This is a genomic window from Corallococcus praedator (genome assembly GCF_003612125.1).
In the GTDB taxonomy this organism is placed as follows: Bacteria; Myxococcota; Myxococcia; order Myxococcales; family Myxococcaceae; genus Corallococcus; species Corallococcus praedator.
Window position 1 is genome coordinate 1 of sequence record NZ_RAWI01000111.1, and the last position, 24,588, is coordinate 24,588.

Sequence of the window (24,588 nt, forward strand, 5' to 3'; positions counted from 1 at the left end):
GTCGTGGCCCCCGCACGTCCCTCCCTCCAGGCGTACCGGCTCCTGCCGGACGGGACGTCCTCCCCGTGGGGTCTGCTGCCGACGGGTGATGCCGCCCCCCAGCCGCTTCCCGACGGAGACTGGTACGCCGAGCCCCTGGAGCCCGTGGGGACACCGGACCAGGCCCAGGCGCTGGCCGCCGTGCTGCGCGAATACCGCGTCCCCGGTCTCTCCTTCGGGGAGAAAGGCCTCCCCGCCCCGGCCCTGCTCGCGCTCCTCGTCGAGGGCACCTCCGTCGTATCGCTCCATCTCTCCGAGACCGCGTTCGGCGATGAGCACCTCGCCGCCCTGAGGAACGCGGCACGGTTGAAGGCCCTGCACCTCGACGGGACACGGGTCACCGATGCGGGGCTCGCCTCTCTCCAGGGAATGCCACACCTGGCCATCCTGCGGCTGGATGCCACCGCGGTGTCCGACCGGGGGCTGGTTCTCCTCGCCTCGCTGACGACGCTGCGCCGGCTCTCGCTCAGCGGCACGTCGGTGAGCCCGCAGGGGCTCGGCCTGCTCGCGGCACAGACGGAGCTGGAGTGGCTGGATCTCTCGGACACCACGGTCGATGACACGGTCCTTGCGTCCCTGCCCGGGGACCGCTTGCGCACGCTCGTCCTGAGCGGCACCCACGTCACGAATGCCGGCCTTGGCGCCCTGAAAAGAATGCCGGCCCTGAGCTGGCTGGGCCTGGCGCGGACGGCCGTCTCGGACCCAGGCCTGGCGCACATCGGGGGGCTGCCCATGCTGGAAGCGCTCCACCTGGGAAGCACCGGGGTGACGGATGCGGGGCTCGTCCACCTGGCGCGGTTGCCGGTGCTACGGGTGCTGGTGCTCAGCAAGACGCGCATCCGCGGCCCAGGGGTTCGTCACCTTGCCGGGCTCACACGGCTGGAGGTCCTCCATCTCGACGACACCCAGATGGGGAACGCGGCGCTGCGCCACCTGCAAGGCCTCCACCACCTGCGCGACCTGGAGCTGTCGCGCACGGCCGTCACCGGGAGCGGCCTCCCCGCGCTGGCCGGCCATCAGGCGCTCGAGAACCTCGGGCTCTCGGGCCTCGCGCTGGCGGACGCGTCGCTCGCGTCGCTGGAGCCCCTGGGGCGGCTCTCCCGGCTCGACCTCAGTGCCACGCGCATCGGCCCCGATGCATTGAAGCAGCTCGGCTCGCGCATGGTCCTGCGGCACCTGGATCTGAGCCGGACCGAATTCAGCGACGGGTGGGTGGCCAACCTTTTGACCTTTTCCCGGCTCCAGTCGCTCCGCGCCATCCGCACGCTCCTCACGGACCTGGGGCTTGGCCAGCTCTCCGAGCTGCGGGAGCTGGAGTCACTCCAGGTCTCGGGGACCCCCATCAGCGGCTCGGGGCTGGTACCGCTCCAGAAGCTCCCCCACCTCGTCAAGCTCGACCTGGGAGGCACCTGGCTGAACGACAACGGGGTGCAGATGCTCGCGGGCTTCGAGAAGCTCTCCTGGTTGAGCCTCGCCGGCACCCGCGTCGGGGACGAGGCGCTCGTTCACCTCCCGGGCTCCCTGCTCACGCTGTACCTGCTGCGCACGAAGGTCACGGACGCCGGCATGCCCGCGCTCCACCGGCTTCCCCTCCTTCGTGAGCTCGACCTGCGCGAGACGGCTGTCTCGGAGGCTGTGCGGGCCACGCTGGTGCGCGAGCATGGCCTCCGGCTGATGTCCTCCCCCTGAGGTGGGTGCAGGCCGCTCAACGCGCGAACAGCGGCCGGAACACGGGGGAGGCGCGCAGCGCGGACACCATCTCGGCGATGCTGGCGGCCTCTCGCTCCGTCTCGTCCGCCCCATAGACCTCCTTCAGCCGGCCCATGACGCCCGCCTCGGAGCGCCCGTGCAGCAGCTCCCGGAAGATGATGAGCGCCGTCTCATCGAGAGGAATTCCGAGCGTATCGCCCGAACCCACCTCATCCGTGGGCTTCGACAGCTCCTCGACCCAGCGCATCACCTTCTCCCTCGGGTCCTCGTGCGGGTACCGCTGGCGCACCAGTCCCAGGAGCGACTCGGCACCATCGATATTGAGCAGCAGCGCGAGGAAGTACCGGTGCTCCTCCGTCTTGACCTGCGCGCGCCTGCTGACGAGCATCGACTGGCGTATCCGCTCCTGGAACACCGGGATGAGCTGCTCGGCGAGCGAGCCATGCCTGCGGATGGCCACCTCCCAGAACTCCTCGAGCGCCGTCTCCTCCTTGTAGATTTCCAGCAAGCGCTTGAAGAGGAGATAGCAGGTGTGGATGTCCGACCGCTCAATCAGCTCCGACAGCAGGCGCTTGCGGACCGCACGGGGGCTGTCTCGCAGGAACGTCAGTGATTGGAGGATCCTGTTGGTCTGGACGTCCTCGTAGGTCGAGTCGATGGCCAGAAAGGGCTTCTTGTAGGAGTACTGCACCCCCGCGTTGGGGGTATGCAGGGTCCTCACGACGCACGTCACGGAGGGACGATCCAGATGGAAGAGGGAATGGATGTAACGATTCCCCGGGAGGATCTGCTGGACGTCCCCCTCCTTCAGCTCGTTGAGGGACTCCAGCGAGAGATCGCCAAAGGCCATACGGCCGTTGACCCTGTGTCGCTCATTCCAGCGGTACTGCCCATGGATGCTTCCGCCCTTGACGACCTGAAAGGCCCCACTGAACCCGTGCTGGTGGATTTCGGTGGTGCCATCCAGCCAGTAATAGAGATCAATGACGATCCGGTGGTCGGAGAACACCGTGATGGGCGGCTGCCCGAAGTCGGACCGCGCGGTCAGTTGCCGAGGGAAGGCCCGGGTGCTGAACAACCATTCGATGGGCACCATGGGGTCGAAGCCCTTGTACGGAGCCATCTCCTGCAGGACACGCGCCGCAAGCTCGGGAAAGGCCTCCTCATCATGGTTGTACTTGACCCATCGATCCTGAATGAGCCTCCCCATCTCCTCGTAGACGCGCACAGGTGTCCTCCACTTGGAAGTACGAGCAATGACACCACTGTGCGATGAGAAAACAGACCCCGTCAAGGAAGCCTTTCAGGTTCCGCCTGGCCTTCAGGGCGGGCATGGCTGCCGCCAGCGTGGGTCAATCACAGCGCATCCCCACGACCCGGTGGGAACCCCGTAGCCGCGCACCCGGGCCGCAATCCTTCATGCGAACTGGAATTGCCTGAATTGCCAGCTATCATTTGATTTCCAGACAAGCGCGCTGTTAGAAAGGAATTGGCTCCGGCCAAAACCAGACACCACAGGACAAGACCATGACGAACAACGTGAAGCGCTTCCTGGCCGCCTCCCTGCTGTCCCTCATGCCCTCGGTCGCGCTCGCCGAGCACTACGACATCAGCGGCCTGCTCGCCCACCGCGGCGACTATGTCAGCCTCCGTCCGACGGAGACGATCCAGCTTCCGTCGGGGCGCCTGGAGGGAGCCGCGACGCTCGCGGGCACCACCGTCGACACCTTCTTCGTGGCCAACTGGACCGGCGTGAACACCTTCCCCGGCTACACCCTGACGGGCACGCCCAACATCCTGCCGCCCAACCCGCTGGCCCCCACCGCGCCGCCCAGCATCTCCGGCGTCTTCCAGATGGGCGTCGGGCAGCTGACGCCGGTGACCCAGACCTACTACTACACGACCAACGCGGCGGATCCGACCGGCGCCGCGAAGACGTGTCTGTGGCAGCTCAACGTCACCGTCAGCGGCACCGTCTGCTCGGGCACCCTCAACATGACCGCCTACGGCAATCAGGGCGTCCTCTGCAGCATCGACACGGCGCAGACCTTCGTCGACCCGGCCACGTGCCAGGCGCAGGTCGTCACCATCATCCAGTAGCCTGAAGCAGGCGCGCGCCGCTGGCGGCCCTCTCGCGGGGGTCGCTGGCGGCGTCGCTCCTGTCGCCCCGCGCTACTGGCCGAGCAGCGCCTTCAGGAGCCGCCGCACCTCCTGCGGGCCCTCCGTGCGGTACGCCGCGCGCGTGTGCTTGTTGCCCGCGTGAATGGTGAGGCCGCCCTTGGGGATGGCCGCGAACAGGTCCTCGTCGGTGACGTCATCCCCCATGGCCAGCACTCGCACGTCCGGCGCTTCGTGCTTCAGCACCTCCGGCACGACGCGGCCCTTGTTGACGCCCCGGGGCCGCACCTCCACCACCCGGTCACCGGGGAGGATGTGCATGGGCTCCTGGGAGAACTGCTCGAAGAGCAGCAGGCGCAGCTCGCGCGCCTGGAGCGCGCCGAACTCCGCGTCCACCTTGCGGTAGTGCCACGCGAGCGACGCCGTCTTCTCCTCCACGAACGAGCCCGTCACCCGCCCGGCGAACGCGTCCAGCACGGGCTTCACCCGGGACTTCCACTCGAAGGACACGCCCGGCAGGGCCTGCCACGACTGTCCCCGCCGCATGCGCGACCACAGGCCGTGCTCCGCGTGCAGGCCCAGGGGCAGCTCGCCGAACCACGCCTCCAGCGTCTCCTTGGGGCGTCCGCTCACCAGGTGCACGGACAGGTCCGGCCGGGCGCACAGGTCCTTGAGCAGCTTCATCAGCTCCGCGTCCGGCGCGGCCTGCCCCGGCGTCGGCGCGAAGCCCACGAGCGTGCCGTCGTAGTCCAGGAACAGCACCTTGCGCCCGGGGCCCTTGAGCTTCTCCAGCGCCTGCATCCCGTCGGGCAGCGGCGGGCGCTCCTCCACGGACTTCAACCCCTGGAGGCGGCCCAGGAAGCTGTCCACCCACCAGTGCACGTCGCGCGCCTTCACGCCCGCGCGCAGGCAGCGCATGCGCTGCTGGCGTTCGGCCCTGGGCATCTCCAGCGCCTCTTCGATGGCGTCCGCCATGCCCTCCACGTCGTAGGGGTTGATGAGCAGCGCGTCGCGCATCTCCGACGCCGCGCCCGCGAACTCGCTCAGCACCAGCACGCCGTCCTCGTCCGGGCGGGCCGCGCAGAACTCCTTGGCGACCAGGTTCATGCCGTCGCGCACGGGCGTCACCAGCATCACGTCCGCGCCCCGGTAGAGGCTGACGAGCTGCTTTTCGTTGAGCGACCGGTAGAGGTAGTGCACCGGCGTGCTGTGCACGGTGCCGTACTGGCCGTTGATGCGGCCCACCAGCTCATCCACCGTCTCCCGGTATTCGGCGTACGCCTGCACCTGCGTGCGGCTGGGGACGGCGACCTGGATGAAGCGCAGCCGTCCGCGCAGGGCCGGCGAGCGCTCCAGCACGCGCTGCACCGCGAGCAGGCGCCGGGGAATGCCCTTGGTGTAGTCCAGCCGGTCGATGCCCAAGAGCAGCCGCTCGTCGTGGGCGCGCTCGTGCAGGACCTTCACCTCGTCCAGCACCGCGGGATCCTGCGCCAGCGTTTCGAACGAGGTGGCATCGATGCCCATGGGGAACGCGCCCACGCGCACCTCGCGCCCCTGGAAGAGGATGCGGTCGATGTCCGTGTCCAGCCCCAGTTGCCGGAGCAGCATGCCGGAGAAGTGCCGCACGTAGCTCACCGCATGGAAGCCGATGAGGTCCGCGCCCAGCAGGCCCTTCAACAGCTCCGTGCGCCGGGGCAGCGTGCTGAAGATCTCCGACGACGGAAACGGGATGTGGTGGAAGTAGCCGATGCGCGCGTGCGGCAGGCGCTCGCGCAACATGCCCGGCACCAGCATCAACTGGTAGTCGTGCACCCAGATGGTGTCGCCCGGCTGGTAGTGCTTCGCGGCCAGGTCGGCGAAGCGCTCGTTCGCCTTGCGGTACGCATCCCAGTCCCGGTCCTGCCGGGGGATGCGGTCCAGCATGTAGTGGCACAGCGGCCAGAGGACGCGGTTGGAATAGCCCTCGTAGAAGCGGCTGACCTCGCTGGCGGACAGGTACAGCGGCACGCAGTTGAGCTCCGCCAACTGCGCCTCCACCTTCGTGCGCTGGGCGTCCGTCAGCCGGGAGACATCTCCGGGCCAGCCAATCCAGGGGCCTCCGGAGCGCTCGTGCGGACGGCTCAGGCCGGTGGCGAGCCCCCCGGGGCTGCGCCCCACGGAGACGCTGTCCTTCTCCACCTTGACGGTGACGGGGAGACGGTTCGAGACGAGCAGGAGTCGGGCCATGGCCCTTATGCTCTATTCACCCACGTCTGGAATGGCTACCGCCCGGGGTGCCTGGCTGACGGTTGCCGGACCCTGGCTGCCCCGCCCCCAGCCCAACCTGTTCAGCAGCGCGGGTTCCCGGCCGGCCTTCCACACGAACGCGTCGAGCACATAGTGCGTGGCCTGGGGCAGCGCCAGCAGCGGCACCACCAGCGCCATCAGGTCCGACTCCAGCGCCAGGTTGTTGTCGCCGAAGAGCACCGGGCGATCGTGCCACACCAGCACGTCCCAGAGCCCCTCCTCCAGCAGCGCCAGCACGCCCAGGAACAGCAGGAAGCCGGGCAGCCCCGCGCGCAACAGGACGCCCATCCCGCCGAAGCCCCCTTCCGCGTGACGGCCGCGCGCATAGCGGTACAGCAGCGCGAAGTACGGCACGCCGTGCAGCACCACGTTCATCACCGTGAAGGCGAAGTCGTCCTGCGCCAGCACGATGCCGCCGAACCACACGGCCCACGTCGCCGCCACCAGCAACACCTTGCCCGCCTGCACCCCTTCGCCCCGCGCGACGCGCAGGCCCTGGTCCACGGCCCACGTGCCCAGCACCGCCGCGTGCGCGCCCAGCGCCACCGTGCCCGCCCACGTCGGCAGGCCCGCGAGGAAGTCGTTCTCCACGAACCACCAGAAGGCCCGCGGCAGGTTCGCGTGCCACCAGATGACGGGGCCCAGCGTCGCGGCGTAGACGGCCGCCGCATCCAGGCGCCGCTCGAAGGTGGAGGCGCGCCCCTTGCGGTCGTAGAGCGCCACCCAGCCGTACTGCTGGCGGATGAAGTGGAACAGCGCCACGTAGGCGAACACGCGCCAGAACGCGCCCGGGGACGCGGTGTACGCGAGCACGCCCACCGCGTACGCGGCGAGCGGCACGCCCACGTAGAGCCCCGGACGGCGCCCCACCTCCTCGCCGTCCAGATAGGTGCGAAACAGCGTGGACCAGACGTGCGCCACGTCCACGCCCACCACGAACAACAGCCACGCCCACGCCGGCGTGTCCCCCACCGCGCCCAGCCACGGCGCGGCCAGCACGAACGCGATGGACGCGAGCGCACTGCCGGCGAACACGGAGAGGTCCACGGACGGGCCGAACAGCCAGGCCTGCGTGGGCGCGAGGAGACGGGGCATCGGGCCGGGAGGATAGCAACCTCCGCCCCCTGACGAAGACACGCCCGACGCGCGTTCGTTTCACCGGCGGGCCCAGACCCGGCTGAATCACGGACGCGCGGGAGCCTTCCCGTCCGCGTCCCACCCGGACAGGGGCCTCACACCAGGCCCTGGCGCACCAGGGACTCCGCGCTGGCGATCAACGCCTCCGTCGCGGGGCGCGCCCGCCAGCCCAGCATCCGTTCGGCCTTCGCGGTGCTGAAGGTCCGCCGCAGGCCCAGGTTGGGCGTGAGCTGACGGAGCTCCGCGTCGAACAGCGCACCGATGCGCACCAGGAAGTCCGGCGCCGTCCGCGTCGACACCCTGGAGGCCCGCTCGCCCAGGTGTTCGCGCAGCACGCGGGCCATGTCCGTCAGCCACAGGAAGCCGCTGCTTCCCGCGAAGCGCTCGCCCCCGGCGCCGGGCGCGCTCATCGCCTTCAGGTGGAGGTCCGCCAGGTCCCGGACGTCCACGACGGTGAAGCCCAGCCGGGGCAGGCGCGACAGCTGCCCCCGCAGCATCCGCGCCACCACCTCCAGCGAGCCGGAGACGTCCCGGCCCAGCATCGGTCCCTGGATGAAGGAAGGCAGCACGGTGGCCAGCGTCATGGCGCCAGCGTGGCCCTGTCGCATGAAGGCCCAGGCGTCCTGCTCCGCCAGGGTCTTCGCCTGCGTGTAGTGGGTCGCGTCCCGGGAGCCCAGGTCGGTCCAGACGGTCTCATCCGTCGCGGGCGCATCCTCCGCGGGGTTCGCCGGCGGCAACGCGGCCTGGAGCGAGGACGTCATCACCACCCGCTCCACGCCCGCCTTCGCGCCCGCCTTCAATACCCGCAGCGTGCCCTCGCGCGCCGGGCGGATGAGGTCCTGCGCCTTGTACTCACCCACGCCCATGGGGGAGGCGACGTGAAGGATGTACCGCGCGCCGTCCGCCGCCCGCTCCCAGCCCTCGTCCGCCAGCAGGTTCGCGGCGAAGAAGGAGAGCCGGTCCCCCGCGTCCACCTGCGTGGCGACGTCAGCCCGGATCTCCGCCTCCCGCCCCAGGCTCCGCACCGTCGTCCGGACCCGGTAGCCCTGCTTCAACAGGGCGACGACCGTCCAACCCCCCAGGTACCCGGACCCTCCCGTCACCAGCACCACGTCGTTCTTCGGCGCCTCACCCATGACTTGACCCACCTCGTCCTACCCCTTGGAGAGCAGGTTTCAAAAGGAGAGTGGGTATATGTTGGGAACCGCTGCGCACTTCAAGAAGGCACCTGGATGAAACTCGGTAACCTCGACCTCCCCTCCGACGTCTGCCGCTCGGTCGGAAACGTCCTTGGCCGCGTCGGTGACAAGTGGTCGGTGCTGGTCATCGTCCTGCTGGCGGACGGCAGCCTGCGCTTCAGCGAGCTGCGCCGGACCATCGGCACGGTGTCCCAGAAGATGCTGACGGCCACGCTGCGCGGGCTGGAGCGCGACGGCTATCTCACGCGCACCGTGACACCCACCATCCCTCCCCGGGTGGACTACGCGCTCACGGAGATGGGCCGCGACGTGCTGACGCCGCTCAACGCCCTGGCCCACTGGGCGCTCGCGCGCCGCGAACAGGTGGAGGCAGCGCGCAGGGCCTACGACGCGAAGGCCGCCGCGGCTTCGGCTCAGGACGACGCATTGGCGGAGGAAGAGCCCGCCTAGATTTCCCCGCGCATGCCGAACACCGACAACTTCGCCTGGAAGTGCAGGCGAGCAGCCTCCGGGTTCGCTGCGGGTGTCTCAAGAACAGGGGTGACACATCGCCCCTCATGCGGGTTTCCACGCGGGTCCGCCCCCCACCCTGCGTTCTGTCTGATCAGAAAATGCGACCGTGAGCGTCCTGTGTGAACAGTTGCCGTGGAATCTTCCGCTGCACGGCATGGCCAGAGGGCAACGTGTCTAACGCGACTACCTTGTGCGTGAGACAAACTTGCAAGGATTTCCATGTTGGGCGTTATCATGGACAACGACACACAGGCAGTGCTGACCGTGGAGGGTGTCATGTCCGGAAAGACGATGATGGATGTCCTGGTGCACACCGCGGATCTGGAGTGGAAGCCGCTGGGTCCCGGAACCTCCTACCGCCTGCTGCGCGTGAGCGCGGAGACGGGCGTGTGGAGCGCCATCCTCAAGATGGAGAAGGGCGCGGTGTTCGCGCCGCACCGTCACCTGGGACCGGCCGAAATCTTCATCCTCTCCGGCTCGACGCAGGACCGCATGGGCATCACCCGTCCGGGCGACTACGAGTTCGAGCCGCTGGGCGCGGAGCACCCCGCCACCACCGCGCTGGAGGAGTCGCAGGTCCACTTCACCGCGCACGGCCCCATCGCCTTCTACAACGACAAGGGCGGCATCGGGATGCTGCTGGACTCCGAGTTCTTCCTGAACGAGCAGCAGCAGGAGCCGCAGTTCAGCGTCAAGAAGGCGGCCTGACGCACCCTGCCTGACACACGGTGTCTCTGTTTCAGTCCGGCCGGTGTCTGCCTTTGGACACCGGCCTGCCCCCGGGTCGCTCAGCTCGCTTCGAGCAGGCGCAGGAAGGCCCGGGCCGCGTCGGCGTCGCTGATGCGCCCGAGCCCCTCGCCCACCTGGAGCTCCGTGGACACGACGCCGGGCACGCGCGTCTGTCCGAAGCCCCCCGCCACCCAGACCTTGTCCTCGCGCGCGATGCGGTCGCGCTGGCGGCTGTACGCCCCGGGCGTGCCGCGCAGGAACACGTGGAACATGTTCGTCTGCACGGGCTGCGGCAACACGGTGACGCGCGGGTCCGCCGCCAGCAGCGTGGTGACGGCCTTCGCGCGCTGCACGTAGCCGGGGATGGCGGCCAGCGCCGGGTCCAGACGCATGGCGGCGGAGGCCACGTAGGGCGCCAGTTGGTACAGGTTGCCGCCGTGCCGGTGGCGCCACACGCGCGACTCGCGGATGAAGTCGCGGTTGCCCACCAGCATCGCGCCGCCAATGCCGCCCACCATCTTGTAGAAGGACACGTAGACGGAGTCGAAGCCCTTGCAGATGTCCGCGTAGGAGCGGCCGTAGAAGGGCTGGCTCTCCCACAGCCGCGCGCCGTCCATGTGCAGCTTCACCTTGCGCTCGCGGCAGGTGCGCTTGAGCGCGGCGAGCTGCTCCCACGTCGGAAGCTGTCCGCCCAGCCACCGCACCGGCAGCTCCAGGCTGACGGTGCCAATCGCCTCCTTCGCCTGGGCCACGTCCTCCGCCTGCAACGGCCGCGTCCAAGGCCCCAGGTACACGGCGCGCAGCTGGTGCAGCACCGCGTAGCTGTCGTCCTCGTGCATCACGTGGTGCGACGACGGGTGCACGCCCACGGTCCGCACGCCGCTTGAGTCCGCGTAGATGCGCAGCGCGATGAGCTGGCCCATGGTGCCGGTGGGCATGAAGCACGCGTCCTCGAAGCCGAGCAGGTCCGCGATGCGCTTCTCGAACGCCTGCACGAAGTCGCCGTTGCCGTACACGTCGCTGGACAGCTTCTGGCGCTGCATCCATTCGCCGATGCGCACGTACTCCGCGCCGTCATCCGCCGTGGAGCCCGCCGTCAGCGACGCGGTGCAGCCGCGCCGCAGTTGTTCGAACTCCGCCTGCGAGGGCTGCGCGGGGACCGCCACCCCACCAGCCGGAGCCCGGGCCGGGGTCGTGCTCCCCGCCGCGCGCACCGGGGCCACGCCGCCATCCGGGGCTGCGTCGCCCCGCGACGGAAACAGCGTGGAGCCCGCGAGCAGGCTGCTGAGTGCGAGGAACTCCGACCGGCTGAAGCGCTTGTCCTGCATGGGGTCCATCCCTCCCGAAACGGCGGTCACAACCAACTGGCGGTGCTCCGCCCCATTCCCGCCAGGGCCCGCTCCGCGGCGCGCACCCCGAACCAGTTGGCCTCCTCGAACAGGGCCATGCCTCCCAGGTCCGTGTGCGCGAAGTGCAGGTGCCGGCCCAGGCTCTCCCCGGCGGCCTCGCGCGCCTTGCCCCAGAGGAAGCCCGGCGCGGGGCGGATCATCGCGTGCCCCCAGCGCTGCACCTCCAGCCGCTGCGTGAGCGCGCCCACGCCCGGATGCGCTGGCAGCAGGTCCGCCATCACCAGCGCCTCCCAGTCCGCGTACGTGGCGGAGAGGGCCTTGTCGCGCTCCGCCTTCACGTCCGCGCCGGCCATGGGCAGGTACCACGTGAGCACCGTGGGCCCGCGCTCGTCCTGGCGCAGCGACTGGTGCGTGGCCACCACGTAGCCCAGGCTCTGGCTCTCATAGAGGACGTTGTCCCAGGCCAGCGGAAAGCCGCGCGACGCGGGCGGCCCCGACAGCGTCAGGTTCGCCACCACCCACGGGCTGTACACGAAGGCGTCCATCCACGCGGGCCGGGCTTCGCGCCACGGCGCCACCACGTGCGCGGCGACGAAGCGCGGACACGCCAGAACCACCTGCCGGGCCTGGAAGGCGCGGGGCGCTCCGGTGCGCGCATCCAGCGCATGCACGCGGCAGCCGCCCTCCCCCGGCTCCACGGTGTGCACCAGCACGTTCGGCTCCACCTGGCGCGGCCCCAGCGACGACGACAACTGCCGCACCAGCCGGCCATTGCCCTCCGGCCAGGACAGGAAGCCGTCGCTGCGCTCGCCCTGGCCGTTCTGCCGCGCGGCGAAGTACCAGATGCCCGCCCAGGCGGAGACGTGCTCGGAGGTGGTGCCGTAGTCGTCGCGGCACGCGTAGTCCACGAACCACTTGAGCCGGGGCGAATGGAAGCCCTCCGTCTCCAGCCACCGCGCCATGCTCAGCGCATCCAGCGCCGTCCACTCCGCGTCGTCGCTGGAGAGCGCCACGGGCACCGCGAAGGCCTTGCGTCCCTTCGCGTCGCGCGCGGCGGCGAAGGCGTTCATGCGCGCATCGAAGCGCTCCAGCTCCTCCAGGTCCTTCCCGCTCGCGCCCGCGCGCAGGTACAGCCCCTCGTACCAGTGGCCCCGGTAGAAGAGCCGCTCGTCGGGCTCCTGGATGAGCAGCTCCTCCGCGAACGACGGATGGCCCTCCGCGTCCACGCCGGTGACGGCGTCCATCTCTCGCAGCAGCCGCATCACCGGCCCCCGGTCCTCCAGGGGCGACGGCAGGTAGTGCGCGCCCCACGGGTACGCGGACACGGCGTTCCTTCCCGAGCGCGACGTGCCGCCAGCCTCCGCCTCCAGCTCCACGACGCGCACGTCCTTCACGCCCGCGCCGGCCAGACGCCACGCGGCGGACAGCCCCGCCGCGCCCGCGCCGACAATCAGCACGTCCACCGACTCGAAGGCCTCCGCGCGGGGCAGCGGACCGCCGCGCAGCTTGTGGCCGGTGTCCACCGCGCGGTCCACGATGGCGCCCGGCACCGGCGGGCGCGGCGCCTGCTGGCGCTGACACGCGCTCGCCACGGAGGCCCCCAGGAACGCGGCCACCAGCTCCCGCCGCGTCAGTTCCACCGACGCCATTCCTCTTCGTAGTAGTGCACCAGCACCTGGTTGTTCAGCCGGTTCACCTCCGCCGGCAGGGGCGCCATGTCCGGAGGAAAGCGCGACATGCCCTCCAGCGTGTCTTCATCCAGGAACGACAGCCCCTCCGGCAGCGGGCGGTGCCGGCCGGGCGGCTCCAGCGCCACCATCACGTAGCCCCACTCCCCGAAGGACGGCACCAGCGAGTGGTACGGCTGCGTCCAGAAGCCCGCGGCCTTCAGCGTCGTCTCCACGCACCAGAACGAGCGCCGCGCGAACAGGGGGCTGGTGCTCTGGATGACCGCCACCCCGCCCGGCGACAGGCGCTTCTTCAGGATTTTGTAGAAGCCCGTCGTGTACAGCTTCCCCAGCGCGAAGTTGTTGGGGTCCGGGAAGTCCACCACCACCACGTCGTAGGTGCCGGTGCCCTCGGTGAGGAACTGCATCGCGTCCGTGTTGATGACGCGCATCTTCGGGTGCGTGAGCGAGTGCCCGTTGAGCTCCGCCAGCTCCTTGTAGCCCGTGGCGAGCTGCGTGATGGCGGGGTCCAGGTCCACCAGCGTGATGGACTTCACCTCCGGGTAGCGCAGCACCTCGCGCGCCGCGAGCCCGTCCCCGCCGCCCAGAATCAGCACGTGGTCCAGCTTCCGGGCCCGCCCCATGGCCGGGTGCACCAGGGGCTCGTGGTAGCGGTACTCGTCGATGCTGGCGAACTGGAGGTTGCCGTTGAGGAACAGCGAGAAGCCCCGCTTGCCGCGCGTGACGATGATGCGCTGATACGGGGAGCTGGTCGCGTGCACCACGTCGTCCGCGTAGAGCTGGTCCTCGTAGAAGGTGGTGAGCCGGTCCCCCATCGCGAAGCACACGAGCAGCCCCATGCACAGGAGCACCGCCTTGATGCGCAGGCGCACGGGGTTGGCCAGCACCGGAGCGAGCAGCCACGTGCTCCACAGGCCCACGGCCGCGTTCAACAGGCCGAAGAGCAGCGACGTGCGCACCAGCCCCAGCTTGGGCACGAGCAGCAGCGGGAAGGCCACGCTGGCGGCCAGCGCGCCCAGGTAGTCGAACGTCAGCACCTGGCTGACCAGGTCCTTGAACTTGAGCTGGTCCTGCAGGATGCGCAGGAGCAGCGGAATCTCCAGCCCCACCAGCGTGCCAATGGCCAGCACGCTGCCGTAGAGGATGACGGGGAAGATGCTGGTGAGCGTGAAGGAGAGGAACAGCATCGGCGCGCACAGGCCGCCGACGAGCGCCACGGCCAGCTCGATTTCGACGAAGCGCTGGGCCACCCCGCGCTCCACGAAGCGCGACAGGTAGCTGCCGATGCCCATGGCGAACAGGTAGCCGCCGATGACGGTGGAGAACTGGGTGATGCTGTCCCCCAGCAGGTAGCTGGCGAGCGTCCCGACGATGAGCTCGTAGATGAGCCCACACGTCGCGATGACGAGGACGGTGAGAAACAGCAGCGTCTTGTTCAAAGCGTCACGTCGTTCAGCCGCCGATGGCCGCCGCGATGATGATGGCCAGGCCCAGGATGAAGGAGCCGATGACGATGCCCAGCGCCGTGTTCTGGTCGACCTCGATCTCCTTGTGCACGTCGTACGGGAGGATGAGGCGGATGACGTAGAAGCCGGCCACGAACACCACCAGACCGATGAGCGAATAGATGACGCTCGCCAGCACTCCCTGCAGGGTGACCACCACTCCGAGCAGCAGCATCACTTGCCTCCCATGAATCCACCGGTCCACAGCAGCACGCCGCCGGGGCCGCGCCGCACATCGCCTGTCACCTTCCCGCGCTCCTCATTGCTGAAAGGAGCCCAGCCCGTATAGGTCGCCCACGCATAGGCCAGCAGCACGACCCCACCCAGGAACCTCATCGTCCACCTCCACCGTGCTCCCCTTGAAGGGAGCCCTACTGCAGGTTGCTTTCCTTCCAGCGCTCGGTCTCGAAGCCGTGGGCGCTGATGAACGACAGCCCCGGCCCCAAGAGCAGCAGCACCAGCGCGATGCCGAACCAGCTCTCGTTCGGCGTGTCGTGCGTCAGCTGCACCCGGTAGCCCACGCCTTGCAGGTTCGACTTGAACTTCATCGCCGGGTCGAACGACGTGGTGGTGCGCAGCACGTACGTCCCCTTGGGCACCGTGGACAGGAACACGCTGCCGTGGTTGCCACCCTCGCTCCAGGAGCCGTCGCTGTCGCGCCCGTGGTAGTAGCTGATCTCCTCGTAGAAGCTCACCACTTCCTGCGTGTCCTGGTTCACCAGGTCGCCCTGAACGCCCACCCACGAGTTGTCGAGCGTGGTGGACATGGCCACCTCCGCCCGGATGTTGCCATCGCGGGTGAGCTCGAACGGTTCGCTGAAGTGCATGGCGCCAGGCGTGCCCGACACCGCATCCGGGGCCACCCGCACCTGGAGGTCCAGCACCTGCGCGTTCAGCGCCCGCGCGTGGAGCAAGGCCGACAGCGCGAACAGGCCCAGCAGCCAGACGCCCGTCCACTTCAGCGTCCTCCACAGCGCCTGGCGGCGCGTGTTGGGCTGGCTGGGCGCGATGCCCCGGGGGCGGGGCAGCGGCTCCTTCAACTTGAACGCGTCCCGCACCTGCTCCGGCGTCAGGTACTCGCCGTGGGTGTAGGAGACCTCGTTGTCGGTGGCGTCCTCGTTCACGGAGTACGGCGGCGCGACGTACTCGGTCGCCTGGGCCGTCTCGCCCCGGGTCACCTTCCAGTAGAACTCGCCCACCACCGCGTCGGTGACGGCCTGGACGGACTGGAAGGCCTTGTAGCGCCGGCCTTCGTAGTGCGCGGAGACATGCGGGACGACCTCCGCGTCACCGGCCGCCAGCGGCTTGAGGAACACCCAGTGGCCGTTGGACTCCATCAGCCACGTGAAGCCGCGCGCCGGGTGGTAGAGCAGGTACTCCAGCCACGGGTAGCGCGTGCCCTCCACCGTGCACGAGCGCTCCTGGTAGCCGATGCAGATCCACTCCGCCCCGTCGAGCGTGCCCTTCGCGCCCAGGGGGATGTCCGCGGGAAGCTCCGGCTTCTGGAGCAGCTTGAGGAACGACAGCTTGCCCTGGCTCGCGTCCATCAGCGCGCCGCAGTACGGGCACGCCACGCGCAGCGTCTGATCCGGCGCGCGCAGCTCCAGCGGACCGTTGCAGTTCGTGCAGCGCGCCTGCTGCAGCTGCGCCTTGCGCACGCGCGGTCGCAGGTCCCCGGCCGGGATGCCCAGCTGCGACAGCTCCAGCTTCTGGCCCAGGAACACCTCCGGGTCGCGGTCGCGCGAGCCGAAGTCCAGCGACACGAACAGGCCCCGGGGGCCCGTGGCGTCCACGTACCAGGAGTCCTGGGAGGGATCGACGTCGCTGGGGAGCTGGCCCTCCGCGGCGGTGACGTGCCCGTGGCCCCGCTCCTCCACCACCAGGGGACGGTTGCGCAGCCGCAGGCGCTCGCCCGGGTGGAGGGAGTCCAGTTGCAGGCCCTCCTCCACGCCGCCATCGAAGAGCAGGTGGAAGGCGCCCTCGGACTCACTGAGCCAGCCCGTGCGGCCGTCGGACATCTCCACGTACCACTCGTCCCAGGGGCCGGCGCCGTGGTCCTTCTGGAGGTGGCCCACGAGCTGGTACGAGGTGCCGTTGATGCGCCCCTCCAGGCCCAGGCGCAGCGGGGAGTCGGTCTCCACGACGCGGGCCACCTGGCCGTGCGCCTCCAGCTCCGCGCCAACGCGCGCCACCACGGTCTGACAGTGGCCGCACACCACCACCTGCGCCGACCCGGCGGTGAACTCCACGCTCGCCCCACACGACGGACACGCCCCCTGCGTCACGCCTCCACCCCTCTCGACAACTCACGCACGCGGCACGACGTGGCCCCCAGGTGGCGGGCCACCAGCGCGTCGAAGTCCGGACGCGCGCGGGTGCGGCAGCAATAGACGTTGAGCGCGGCGAAGCCGTGCTCCGGAAAGGTATGGACGGTCAGGTGGCTTTCGGCCAGCAGCGCCAGGCCGGTGATGCCCCCGGGCTCCGGGAAGACGTGCCACTGGGGCTGGCCCACGACCTTCAGGTCCAGGACGACGACAAGCTCCTCGAAGAGGGCCGCCAACGCGGGCGCGTCCTTGAGCCGCTCCGGCGCGCAGCCGCTCGCGTCAACCAGCCATTCCTGTCCGGTTGTCACAGGGGAAACCTCCGGGGATGGACGCACTCTTTAGCACGCCGTGGCCATGTCGAAAGCCGCTAGGATGCGCCCGCCATGCGCACCCCATTCCTGACCGTTGGTTTCCTCTGCCTCGCCCTGACCGCGTGCTCCAAGGACAAGGAGTCCGAAGGCGGCAAGGCATCCCCGACCCCCTCCAACTCCGCGGCGGCCACCCGCACGGTGAGCCTGCAGACGGACGCGGCCTCCGCGAAGGGCTTCCAGAAGAAGGCGCTGGAGGGCCAGGACCTCTGGGCCACCATGGAGACGAACCAGGGCACCATCGTCCTGAAGCTCTTCTCCAAGGACGCCCCCAAGACGGTGTCCAACTTCGTGGGGCTCGCGACCGGCGAGCAGCCGTGGATCAGCCCCAAGACGCGCGAGCGCGTGGAGGGCAAGCCGCTGTACGACGGCGCCATCTTCCACCGCGTCATCCCGGGCTTCATGATCCAGGGCGGCGACCCCACGGGCACCGGCCGGGGCGACCCGGGCTACCGCTTCGACGACGAGTTCAAGAGCATGCGCGGCTTCGACAAGCCGGGCATCCTGGCCATGGCCAACGCGGGCCCGGGCACCAACGGCAGCCAGTTCTTCATCACCACCAGCACGCCGTCGAACCTGAACGGCCGGCACACCATCTTCGGTGAGGTGGTGAAGGGCTACGAGGTGGTGGAGAAGATTGGCAACGTGCCGCGCAACCGCCAGGACCGGCCCGACGCGGACGTGGTCATCCAGCACATCACCATCAGCGACGCGCAGCCGTGAGCGTCCGTCCGCGCGCGGTGCGCACGAAGCTGGGCGAGCTGAACTGCGTCGTGGTGGACGCGCTCCCGGAGGGCGCGAAGCCGGACCTGGTCGTCGTGCTCAGCCACGGCTTCGGCGCCTCCGGCACGGACCTGGTGAGTCTGGCGCCGGAGCTGGTGACCGCCGCGCCCAGGCTGGCGGAGGCCGCGCGCTTCGTGTTCCCGGAGGCGCCGCTGTCGCTGGAGAACCTGGGCATGCCGCAGGGGAGAGCGTGGTTCGCGCTGCCGGAGTCGGTGTTGATGGGGCAGCAGCGGGACTGGGAGCAGTTCGCCCGCGAGGTGCCCCCGGGGATGCCCGCCGCGCGCCGTGCGCTGATGAGCACGGTGGCGGCGCTCCAGCAGCCCTTTGGCCGCATCGTGCTGGGCGGCTTCAGCCAGGGCGCGATGGTGTCCACGGACGTGGCGCTGCGGCTGGAGGAGTCCCCCGCCGGCCTGTGCCTGCTGTCCGGCGCGGTGGTCGCGCAAGAGGAGTGGAAGCCCAAGGCCCGCGCGCGGTCGGCCCTGCCGGTGTTCCAGGGGCATGGCCGGCAGGATGCGGTGCTGCCCTTCCAGGAAGGCGAGCGCCTGCGCGACCTGCTGACCCAGGCGGGGATGCCGGTGGAGTTCCTACCTTTCGACGGCGGGCACACGCTCACCACCGAGGAGCTGGAGCAGCTGGCCGCGTTCCTCGTGAAGCGGCTGGACGGACGCTGACCCGCTGGACGGAGGACGCGTGTATCAGGCGAAGGAGCTGACGGTGTCCACGCGGGGCCGGGGCCTCGTGGACATCACCGACGAGGTGCAGCGGGCGGTGAAGGGCACGGGCGTCCGCGACGGCCTGTGCACGCTGTTCCTTCACCACACGAGCGCGTCGCTCATCATCAGCGAGAACGCGGACCCCGTCGTCCAGCGTGACCTGGAGGCGTTCTTCTCCCGGCTGGTGAAGGACGGCGACCCGTTGTTCCAGCACGACGCGGAAGGGCCGGACGACATGCCCGCGCACGTGCGCTCGGTGCTGACGCAGGTGACCTTGAGCATCCCGGTGAAGGACGGCGAGGCAAACCTGGGCACGTGGCAGGCCGTCTACGTCTGGGAGCACCGCACGTCGCCGCACCGCCGCCGCGTCACCGTGTCCGTGCTGGGCGGTTGAGCCGCGGGCTCACAGGTCGCTGACGGTGGCGACCACGGGCGCGCCGCCTCGGCGCTTCTTCGGCTGGACGCGGGCCTGTCCCCGGATGCGCACCCAGGTGCCCGGGTCGTCGGGCATCGCGTGGGCCATGGACCAGCCGGTGGGCACGTCGGGGGTGGTCCACCCGTAGAGGACGCGCGCGTCCTTCGGGGCCAGGTTGATGCAGCCGTGGCTCACCGGCTCACCGAAACGGTCGTGCCAGTAGGCGGTGTGCAGCGCGAAGTCGCCTTCGAAGAACATGGTCCACGGCACGGTGGCGACGCGATAGCTGGCGTTGCCCATGCTGCCCGTCATGTCGGCTTCGGCGAACTTCACCCAGATGCGGAACAGGCCCTCGGGGGTGTCGGTGCCGGGGCTGCCGGAGGAGATGAGTGTGGCGTAGACGGGACGGTCGCCCTCGTAGGCGATGAGCACCTGGGACTCCAGGTCCACGTCCAGCCACCGCGCGCCGGGCTCCACGATGGACGGGGACGCCAGCGACCACGCGACGTGCAGATCATCGCGAGCCACCCAGTGGTCCTCCGCGATGCGCACCCACTGGCCATCCGGGGACAGTTCGCGCACGGACACGAGCGTGCGGGGAGGGAGCACCGTCTCACGGTCGGCGTGGGAGTCCGGGGCCACGCGCACCACCACGTCCGAGCGGGGAGCGCCGCGGGACTGGGCCCACGCGAAGGGCATGGGCAGCGACGCAAGCGCTTCCGCGTCCAGGCCGCTGAAGTCGGAGGGACGGTGTTCGCGCAGCACGCGCGCTTCGAAGTACTGGCCGTCCGACGTGCGCCAGAAGGTGCGCCGGCCCACCTTGACCTGTCCCTGGAGCTTCACGGTCACGGAGCCCTTGAGCAGCATGCCCTGCTTGCGCCTGCGGGCGAGCGCGAGGCTGGGATAGGCGCGCACGCGACGGCCCACGACGCGAGCGTAGATGCCGGGCGTGAGCGCGCCCTCTTCCACGCGCGGCAGCGTGCGCACGCGGGGCTCGCGGAAGTTCTGTTCCAGGTAGCGCTCGCACACCCAGCCTCGGGGCTGAAGGTGCACCCACGTCTCGCAGTCGGGCCCGCGCATCGCGCCCTCCTGCCAGGTCACGCGCATGTCCTGGGCGACGGTGCCCAGGGGCGGAGAGTCCTGCCGGGGCTCCGAGCGCACCGCGATGGAACGGCGCACGCGCAGCGAGCCCGCATCCGGCGCGTAGGGAATGGCGTAGGGCTCCATGCCCGCGTCGAGGACCGCGAGGGGTTCGTCCGGAACGGGGGCGTCGTCGGAGTCCGGATCCACGGCAGGCGGCGTTCCGTTCGTCCCTGAGCCTACGTCCGCGACGGGTGTGCTCCCCGGCAAGGGTTCCACGGCGACGGGGGGAACGGGCTCCTGGGCGAAGTCATCGGCATCGAGCAGTGGTTCGCCATCGGGTCCCAGTTCCAGCACGGGGACCTCGGACTCGGTGATGAGCTGCGTTTCCTCCTCGCCCGGCAAGGCCTCGGAGTTCGAACCACGGGACGGGGTCTGCGAGAGCGAAGGCTCCAGCGACAACGCGCCACTCGCGCCACCGTCCTCCGAAAGCTCCAAGGGTTCGATCAGCGCCGAGGCCGTGGCATGCGCCACGCCGCCATCCTCGGACGGCTCCGGCGTGGTGGCCTGCCACGCGGAGCGCAGCGCCTCAGCGGACTGCGCCGGTCGAGGTTCGGCATCGGGCGACGAGGCCACGGACGCCAGCTCCGTCACGGCACGCGCACTGCCTGCATCCGCTGGAGAGAGAGAAGCGGGCGGCTCCACCGGAGCGCACGCGAAGAGAATCAGGGGGAGTCCGAGGGGGAACCAGCGGCGCATACAGGCCGCTACGGTACGGGTCCCCGCCGACATCCTCAACGTCGGCCCAGGTGCGATCTCCTGCGCGCGAAACCGCGTGGGTGGGCAGGGCGTGCGCTCGCAGCGGCCATTGCCACGACCGGTGGAAAGCGCGCCCCGCCGTCCTCGGGCGACGCGTGGATCAGCTCCGTCCCTCGGCGGGAGGAATGCCCTCCGGCGCTTCGGGCGTCTCCAGCAACTTGTAGAGCGTCTTGCGGTCCACGGCCAACAGCCGCGCCGCCTCGCTCTTGTTGCCACCCACGTGCTGGAGCACGTGCGCCGCGTACCGCCGCGACAGCTCCGCGAGGCTCGGCAAGTCGCCCGCGAGGCCGGTGAGCCGCTTGGGCGCGTCACCGATGGGCTCCGGGAAGTCCGGCGGCCCCAGCACGCCCGTGACATTCAGCGCGAGCGCCCGCGCCATCACGTTCTCCAACTGCCGCACATTGCCCGGCCAGTCGTACACCGTGAGCCGCGCCATCGCGTCCGCCGTCACCACCGGCCGCACCCCTCCCCGCGCGTGCAGCGCCGCGAAGTGCTCCACCAGCGCCGGGATGTCCTCGCGCCGCTCGCGCAGCGGCGGCAGGTGCAGGTGCACCACGTCCAGCCGGTACAGGAGGTCCTCGCGGAACAACCCATCCGTCACCCGGACCTTCAAGTCCTTGTTCGTCGCCGCCAGCACCCGCACGTCCACCTTCACCGGGACGCTCTCGCCCACGCGGCGGATCTCCCCCTCCTGGAGCACGCGCAAGAGCTGCGACTGGACCTTCATCCCCACGTCGCCAATCTCATCCAGGAAGAGCGTGCCGCCGTTGGCCTCCTCGAACAGACCGCGCCGAGCGCCCGACGCGCCCGTGAAGCTGCCCTTCGCGTGGCCGAACAGCTCGCTCTCCATCAGCGATTCCGTGATGGCGCCACAGTCGATGGGGATGAACGGCCCGCTGGAGCGCGCCGAGCGCTTGTGCAGCGCCCGCGCCACCATCTCCTTGCCCGTGCCCGTCTCACCGGTAATCAACACCGGCACGTTGCTGGTCGCAGCTCTCGCCACCTGCTTGTAGACCTCCAGCAGCGCCTGGCTGCGGCCCACCAGCGACGTGCGCTCCACCTGCTTGCGCAGCGTGCGGTTCTCCTCCACCAGCCGCTTCTGCTCCAACGCCCGCTTCGCCACCCGCATGATGGCGTCCACGTCGAAGGGCTTGGACAGGTAGTCAAAGGCGCCCTGCTGGATGCTGTCCAGCGCGCCCTCGATGTTGCCGAACGCCGTCACCACGATGACCGGCGTGTCCGGCAGGTTCGAGCGCACCGTCTGGAGCACCTTGAGCCCGTCGCCGGGGTCCGGCATCGCCATGTCCGTGAGGACCAGGTCGAAGGCCTGCTCACCCATCCGCTCCGCCGCGCCCTTCGGGTCCGCCGCCTGCACCACCGGGCCCAGCACGCCCAGCAGGCGCTGCAACAGGTCCCGCGCATGCGGGTCATCATCCACGACGAGGATTCGGGCTGAGCTCATGAGGCCTTGCGGATGGAGGTGGAGTCCCGTTGCGCGCCGGACTCCACCACAAGCGGCGCCGCCGTGCGCGCTGCTCGTGCGAACCGGACGTGGATCCGCGTGCCCTTGCCTTCTTCTGAATGCACCGTGAGCGTGCCCCCGTGCGCCTCCACCACGCGCCGGGTGGTGGCCAGCCCCAGGCCATGCCCCGGAATGCCGCGCACCTCCGCGGCCCGGAAGAACGGCTGGAACAGCGACGCCTGCGTCGCCGCGCTCATCCCCAGCCCGTTGTCCGTCACCTCCACCACCGCGTCCGTCCCTTCCGTCGCCACCCGCACCTTCACGCGCGGATCCGGCCGCCCCGCCGTGTACTTCACCGCGTTGGACAAGAGGTTGCGCGCCACCACCTGGAGCAGCTGCGCGGGACAGTCCACCAGCACGCCCGGCTCCAGCTCGCGCTCCAACGCCACGCCCAGCGCCGACGCCGTCTGGCTCACTTCCAACAGCAGCGTGCTCACCGCCGTGTCCAGTTCGCCCTTCGTGCCATCGCCCCGGTTGCCCGCGCGGCAGAAGCGCAGCAGCGCTTCAATCAATTCGCCCATGCGCACCGCGCTGGATTCGCACTGGGAGATCATCTCCAGCGCGCCCGGGTCCTTCACCGCGCCCGAGCGCCGGATGAGCGTCAGGTAGCCCTTGAGCGGGGACAGCGGCCCCATCAGGTCATGCGCCACGCGGCTGGTGAAGGCATCCAGCTCCTGGTTGTGCCGCCCCAACTCCTCGAACTGCCCCTGGATGGTCGCGTCCTGGCGCTTGAGCAGCCGGATGATGTGCCAGCCCACCAGCGTCGACAGGAGGATGGCCAGCAGCGTGGTGCCCGCGCCCAGCGCCGTGTTGCGCACCCGGAGCGTCCCCAACCGGCCCACGAGCACGCGCGCATCGTCCGCGTTCTCCGTGGCGAGCTGCCCCGCGAGCGTGTCCACCTCCGCCGCCAGCGGACGGATGCTCTCCACCAGGTGGCGCCGGGCGCGCTCCGCCTCGCGCTGCCGGGAGAACACCGCCGCCGCGCGCACCTGATCCGCCAGGCCCTGGCACGCGCCGTTGAAGCGCAGCCAGACCTCCTTCTCCCCGGGCGGCAGGTGGCGCATGTACGCCTCGGAGGCCCGGCGGATGCTGCCCAGGATGTCCTCCATCACCGCGTCGGCTTCCTTGCGCTCGGCGTCGCCCGTGGAGCGCACGTGCGCCTCGATGGCGGACTCCAGCGACATCACGTCCACGCGGATGCGCCCGATGAGGCTCGCGCGCTCCAGCGCCTCCAGCACCAGCGCGTCCACCTGATGGCCGGTGCGCACCTCCGTCCAGAGCATGAAGCCCGTGACGGCCGACAACAGCATCACCACGAAGAAGAAACCCGCGCGGTAGCCACGGATGGGGGTCCGCGAGTTCATCGCCACGCCCACGCTCCTTGAAGACTCTGATGAAGAAGGCGCCCCGGACAACGACGGGGCTGCTCCGGAAACGTCACGGCACCGGCCGGGTGGCCTCGGTGGCCGTCTCGCCCGGCAGGGGCGGCTGGGTGCGGCGCCGCGCGCGCTCCAGCGCGGATTCGTACCACACGTCCGACAACTCCTCGTGCAGCGCCGCCAGCTCGCGCTGCCGCGCCAGCAACTGCGCGTTGTGCTCTTCCAGCGCGTGGCGCTCCGTCTCCAGCCGCGCCAGCTCATCCACCGCCGTCGAACGGCCCTGCTCGGCTTCAGCGCGCGCCTGCTCCGCCTCCGCCCGCTCCTGCGCCAGCTCCTCCAACGCGGACTCCAGCGCCGCCAGCTTCGTCGCCAGCACCTCGGTGCGCTCGCGCTCGGACTGGTACTCGCGCTGCCAGCGCTCCGTCTCCAGCACCTGGGCCTGCAGGCGCTCGGGCGGGATGGTCGCGGCGCATCCCAGGCCCAGCCACGCCGTGCTCCATGCGACCAGCAGGTACCGCATACGCCATCTCTCCCGACCCCTGGCCGCGCGACATGCGTGACGAGGACCGCCGGGCAACATGCTCATACAGGGTCCCGGCGCCTGACGCTCGGGAAGGCAGAGCGCGTCACAGCTTGCAGAAGAGCGTTGGTGCCGTCAAAGCACCGGCAGCCTGCCTGGGGAGCTTGCACCCATTGTTGCAATCGCAACTGAGGAGATTCTCCCCATGGCGGATCCGCTCCCACCCCGGGAAACCCGCGAAGTTGCTCAAAACAGGGACTGGCACGGCGGGTGCTCTTGGGTCAGCGCACAACAACCGATGCAATCCCGCGTCGGCGTGTCGTTCCCCGGAGCCATCCATGAAGACCGTCATCGTCGCCGCCCTGTTCGCCGCCTCCACCGCGTTCGCCAAC

22 protein-coding genes are annotated in these 24,588 nt (G+C 70.0%); 7 read left to right on the top strand and 15 right to left on the bottom strand.

The window, feature by feature from the left end; translation table 11 throughout:
• On the top strand, window positions 1-1,728 hold a 1,728-nt coding region (locus D7Y13_RS16595; RefSeq protein ID WP_120630717.1), incomplete at its 5' end, for a leucine-rich repeat domain-containing protein.
• 16 nt (window positions 1,729-1,744) lie between these two features.
• Here the strand turns inward: D7Y13_RS16595 and D7Y13_RS16600 are convergent.
• Window positions 1,745-2,872: a cupin domain-containing protein gene (locus D7Y13_RS16600; protein ID WP_147444247.1), complete on the bottom strand. Its 1,128-nt coding sequence runs from the start codon at window positions 2,870-2,872 to the stop codon at window positions 1,745-1,747.
• A 404-nt stretch (window positions 2,873-3,276) separates the two neighbouring features.
• On the opposite strand from D7Y13_RS16600, the gene D7Y13_RS16605 reads away from it, so the two are divergent.
• Window positions 3,277-3,849, top strand: a complete 573-nt coding sequence (locus D7Y13_RS16605) for a hypothetical protein (protein ID WP_120582947.1) — start codon at window positions 3,277-3,279, stop codon at window positions 3,847-3,849.
• A gap of 72 nt (window positions 3,850-3,921) precedes the next feature.
• Here the strand turns inward: D7Y13_RS16605 and D7Y13_RS16610 are convergent, their stop codons facing one another.
• The 3 genes from D7Y13_RS16610 to D7Y13_RS16620 all read right to left on the bottom strand — a co-directional run bounded on the left by D7Y13_RS16610 (window position 3,922) and on the right by D7Y13_RS16620 (window position 8,426).
• Window positions 3,922-6,093 carry a bifunctional alpha,alpha-trehalose-phosphate synthase (UDP-forming)/trehalose-phosphatase gene (locus tag D7Y13_RS16610; protein WP_120534714.1) on the bottom strand — a complete coding sequence of 724 codons (2,172 nt, stop codon included), beginning with the start codon at window positions 6,091-6,093 and terminating at the stop codon, window positions 3,922-3,924.
• A 12-nt stretch (window positions 6,094-6,105) separates the two neighbouring features.
• The gene (locus tag D7Y13_RS16615) at window positions 6,106-7,248 is read right to left on the bottom strand and encodes a hypothetical protein (protein ID WP_120582948.1); all 1,143 of its coding nucleotides are present in this window, start codon (window positions 7,246-7,248) and stop codon (window positions 6,106-6,108) included.
• A gap of 137 nt (window positions 7,249-7,385) precedes the next feature.
• Entirely contained in the window at window positions 7,386-8,426 is a 1,041-nt protein-coding gene (locus tag D7Y13_RS16620) for an NAD-dependent epimerase/dehydratase family protein (protein ID WP_120582949.1), read from the bottom strand.
• A gap of 96 nt (window positions 8,427-8,522) precedes the next feature.
• Between D7Y13_RS16620 and D7Y13_RS16625 the strand changes: the two genes are divergently transcribed.
• Together D7Y13_RS16625 and D7Y13_RS16630 are read left to right on the top strand one after the other, a co-directional pair.
• Window positions 8,523-8,939, top strand: a complete 417-nt coding sequence (locus D7Y13_RS16625) for a winged helix-turn-helix transcriptional regulator (protein WP_120534711.1) — start codon at window positions 8,523-8,525, stop codon at window positions 8,937-8,939.
• 339 nt (window positions 8,940-9,278) lie between these two features.
• Window positions 9,279-9,710 carry a cupin domain-containing protein gene (locus D7Y13_RS16630; RefSeq protein ID WP_158622267.1) on the top strand — a complete coding sequence of 144 codons (432 nt, stop codon included), beginning with the start codon at window positions 9,279-9,281 and terminating at the stop codon, window positions 9,708-9,710.
• 80 nt (window positions 9,711-9,790) lie between these two features.
• Here the strand turns inward: D7Y13_RS16630 and D7Y13_RS16635 are convergent, their stop codons facing one another.
• The 7 genes from D7Y13_RS16635 to speD are packed head-to-tail and all read right to left on the bottom strand — an operon-like array spanning window position 9,791 to window position 16,905.
• On the bottom strand, window positions 9,791-11,059 hold the full coding sequence (locus tag D7Y13_RS16635) for a threonine aldolase family protein (protein WP_120582966.1): 1,269 nt from the start codon (window positions 11,057-11,059) through the stop codon (window positions 9,791-9,793).
• Between the two features lie 26 nt (window positions 11,060-11,085).
• Window positions 11,086-12,729, bottom strand: a complete 1,644-nt coding sequence (locus D7Y13_RS16640) for an FAD-dependent oxidoreductase (protein ID WP_120534709.1) — start codon at window positions 12,727-12,729, stop codon at window positions 11,086-11,088.
• Window positions 12,711-14,207, bottom strand: a complete 1,497-nt coding sequence (locus tag D7Y13_RS16645) for a polyamine aminopropyltransferase (RefSeq protein WP_120582950.1) — start codon at window positions 14,205-14,207, stop codon at window positions 12,711-12,713. The genes D7Y13_RS16640 and D7Y13_RS16645 overlap by 19 nt, the downstream gene beginning before the upstream one ends.
• 13 nt (window positions 14,208-14,220) lie before the next feature.
• Window positions 14,221-14,448: a DUF350 domain-containing protein gene (locus D7Y13_RS16650; protein ID WP_120534707.1), complete on the bottom strand. Its 228-nt coding sequence runs from the start codon at window positions 14,446-14,448 to the stop codon at window positions 14,221-14,223.
• Window positions 14,448-14,609 carry a hypothetical protein gene (locus D7Y13_RS46905; RefSeq protein WP_167508751.1) on the bottom strand — a complete coding sequence of 54 codons (162 nt, stop codon included), beginning with the start codon at window positions 14,607-14,609 and terminating at the stop codon, window positions 14,448-14,450. Before D7Y13_RS46905 ends, D7Y13_RS16650 begins: the two co-directional genes overlap by 1 nt.
• 35 nt (window positions 14,610-14,644) lie before the next feature.
• The gene (locus D7Y13_RS16655) at window positions 14,645-16,558 is read right to left on the bottom strand and encodes a DUF4178 domain-containing protein (RefSeq protein WP_120582951.1); all 1,914 of its coding nucleotides are present in this window, start codon (window positions 16,556-16,558) and stop codon (window positions 14,645-14,647) included.
• Window positions 16,555-16,905, bottom strand: a complete 351-nt coding sequence (gene speD, locus D7Y13_RS16660; RefSeq protein WP_120534705.1) for an adenosylmethionine decarboxylase — start codon at window positions 16,903-16,905, stop codon at window positions 16,555-16,557. The genes D7Y13_RS16655 and speD overlap by 4 nt, the downstream gene beginning before the upstream one ends.
• A gap of 75 nt (window positions 16,906-16,980) precedes the next feature.
• Between speD and D7Y13_RS16665 the strand changes: the two genes are divergently transcribed.
• From D7Y13_RS16665 to D7Y13_RS16675, 3 genes are read left to right on the top strand one after another with little or no spacing between them, the layout of a single operon-like run.
• The gene (locus tag D7Y13_RS16665) at window positions 16,981-17,688 is read left to right on the top strand and encodes a peptidylprolyl isomerase (RefSeq protein ID WP_233595393.1); all 708 of its coding nucleotides are present in this window, start codon (window positions 16,981-16,983) and stop codon (window positions 17,686-17,688) included.
• Window positions 17,685-18,419, top strand: a complete 735-nt coding sequence (locus D7Y13_RS16670) for an alpha/beta hydrolase (RefSeq protein WP_120534704.1) — start codon at window positions 17,685-17,687, stop codon at window positions 18,417-18,419. The genes D7Y13_RS16665 and D7Y13_RS16670 overlap by 4 nt, the downstream gene beginning before the upstream one ends.
• Before the next feature lie 19 nt (window positions 18,420-18,438).
• Window positions 18,439-18,855 carry a secondary thiamine-phosphate synthase enzyme YjbQ gene (locus D7Y13_RS16675; protein WP_120582952.1) on the top strand — a complete coding sequence of 139 codons (417 nt, stop codon included), beginning with the start codon at window positions 18,439-18,441 and terminating at the stop codon, window positions 18,853-18,855.
• 9 nt (window positions 18,856-18,864) lie between these two features.
• Here D7Y13_RS16675 and D7Y13_RS16680 read toward each other — a convergent pair whose 3' ends face one another.
• The 4 genes from D7Y13_RS16680 to D7Y13_RS16695 form a co-directional block, all read right to left on the bottom strand.
• On the bottom strand, window positions 18,865-20,610 hold the full coding sequence (locus D7Y13_RS16680; protein ID WP_233595394.1) for a L,D-transpeptidase family protein: 1,746 nt from the start codon (window positions 20,608-20,610) through the stop codon (window positions 18,865-18,867).
• A gap of 265 nt (window positions 20,611-20,875) precedes the next feature.
• On the bottom strand, window positions 20,876-22,237 hold the full coding sequence (locus D7Y13_RS16685; RefSeq protein WP_120534701.1) for a sigma-54-dependent transcriptional regulator: 1,362 nt from the start codon (window positions 22,235-22,237) through the stop codon (window positions 20,876-20,878).
• Window positions 22,234-23,661 carry a sensor histidine kinase gene (locus tag D7Y13_RS16690; protein ID WP_120582954.1) on the bottom strand — a complete coding sequence of 476 codons (1,428 nt, stop codon included), beginning with the start codon at window positions 23,659-23,661 and terminating at the stop codon, window positions 22,234-22,236. The genes D7Y13_RS16685 and D7Y13_RS16690 overlap by 4 nt, the downstream gene beginning before the upstream one ends.
• A 73-nt stretch (window positions 23,662-23,734) precedes the next feature.
• Complete coding sequence (locus tag D7Y13_RS16695; protein WP_120534699.1) at window positions 23,735-24,196, bottom strand: hypothetical protein; 462 nt, start codon at window positions 24,194-24,196, stop codon at window positions 23,735-23,737.
• Window positions 24,197-24,588 lie beyond the last annotated feature (392 nt).

Bases quoted from the DNA above. Each gene is read 5' to 3' on its own strand.
- D7Y13_RS16620 (WP_120582949.1), bottom strand. From the start codon at position 8,426: ATGGGTGAGGCGCCGAAGAACGACGTGGTGCTGGTGACGGGAGGGTCC.
- D7Y13_RS16600 (WP_147444247.1), bottom strand. From the start codon at position 2,872: ATGGCTCCGTACAAGGGCTTCGACCCCATGGTGCCCATCGAATGGTTG.
- D7Y13_RS16610 (WP_120534714.1), bottom strand. From the start codon at position 6,093: ATGGCCCGACTCCTGCTCGTCTCGAACCGTCTCCCCGTCACCGTCAAG.
- D7Y13_RS16615 (WP_120582948.1), bottom strand. From the start codon at position 7,248: ATGCCCCGTCTCCTCGCGCCCACGCAGGCCTGGCTGTTCGGCCCGTCC.
- D7Y13_RS16695 (WP_120534699.1), bottom strand. From the start codon at position 24,196: ATGCGGTACCTGCTGGTCGCATGGAGCACGGCGTGGCTGGGCCTGGGA.
- D7Y13_RS16685 (WP_120534701.1), bottom strand. From the start codon at position 22,237: ATGAGCTCAGCCCGAATCCTCGTCGTGGATGATGACCCGCATGCGCGG.
- D7Y13_RS16665 (WP_233595393.1), top strand. From the start codon at position 16,981: ATGCGCACCCCATTCCTGACCGTTGGTTTCCTCTGCCTCGCCCTGACC.
- D7Y13_RS16640 (WP_120534709.1), bottom strand. From the start codon at position 12,729: ATGGCGTCGGTGGAACTGACGCGGCGGGAGCTGGTGGCCGCGTTCCTG.
- D7Y13_RS16625 (WP_120534711.1), top strand. From the start codon at position 8,523: ATGAAACTCGGTAACCTCGACCTCCCCTCCGACGTCTGCCGCTCGGTC.
- D7Y13_RS16635 (WP_120582966.1), bottom strand. From the start codon at position 11,059: ATGCAGGACAAGCGCTTCAGCCGGTCGGAGTTCCTCGCACTCAGCAGC.
- D7Y13_RS16650 (WP_120534707.1), bottom strand. From the start codon at position 14,448: ATGCTGCTGCTCGGAGTGGTGGTCACCCTGCAGGGAGTGCTGGCGAGC.
- D7Y13_RS46905 (WP_167508751.1), bottom strand. From the start codon at position 14,609: ATGAGGTTCCTGGGTGGGGTCGTGCTGCTGGCCTATGCGTGGGCGACC.
- D7Y13_RS16690 (WP_120582954.1), bottom strand. From the start codon at position 23,661: ATGAACTCGCGGACCCCCATCCGTGGCTACCGCGCGGGTTTCTTCTTC.
- D7Y13_RS16605 (WP_120582947.1), top strand. From the start codon at position 3,277: ATGACGAACAACGTGAAGCGCTTCCTGGCCGCCTCCCTGCTGTCCCTC.
- D7Y13_RS16630 (WP_158622267.1), top strand. From the start codon at position 9,279: ATGTCCGGAAAGACGATGATGGATGTCCTGGTGCACACCGCGGATCTG.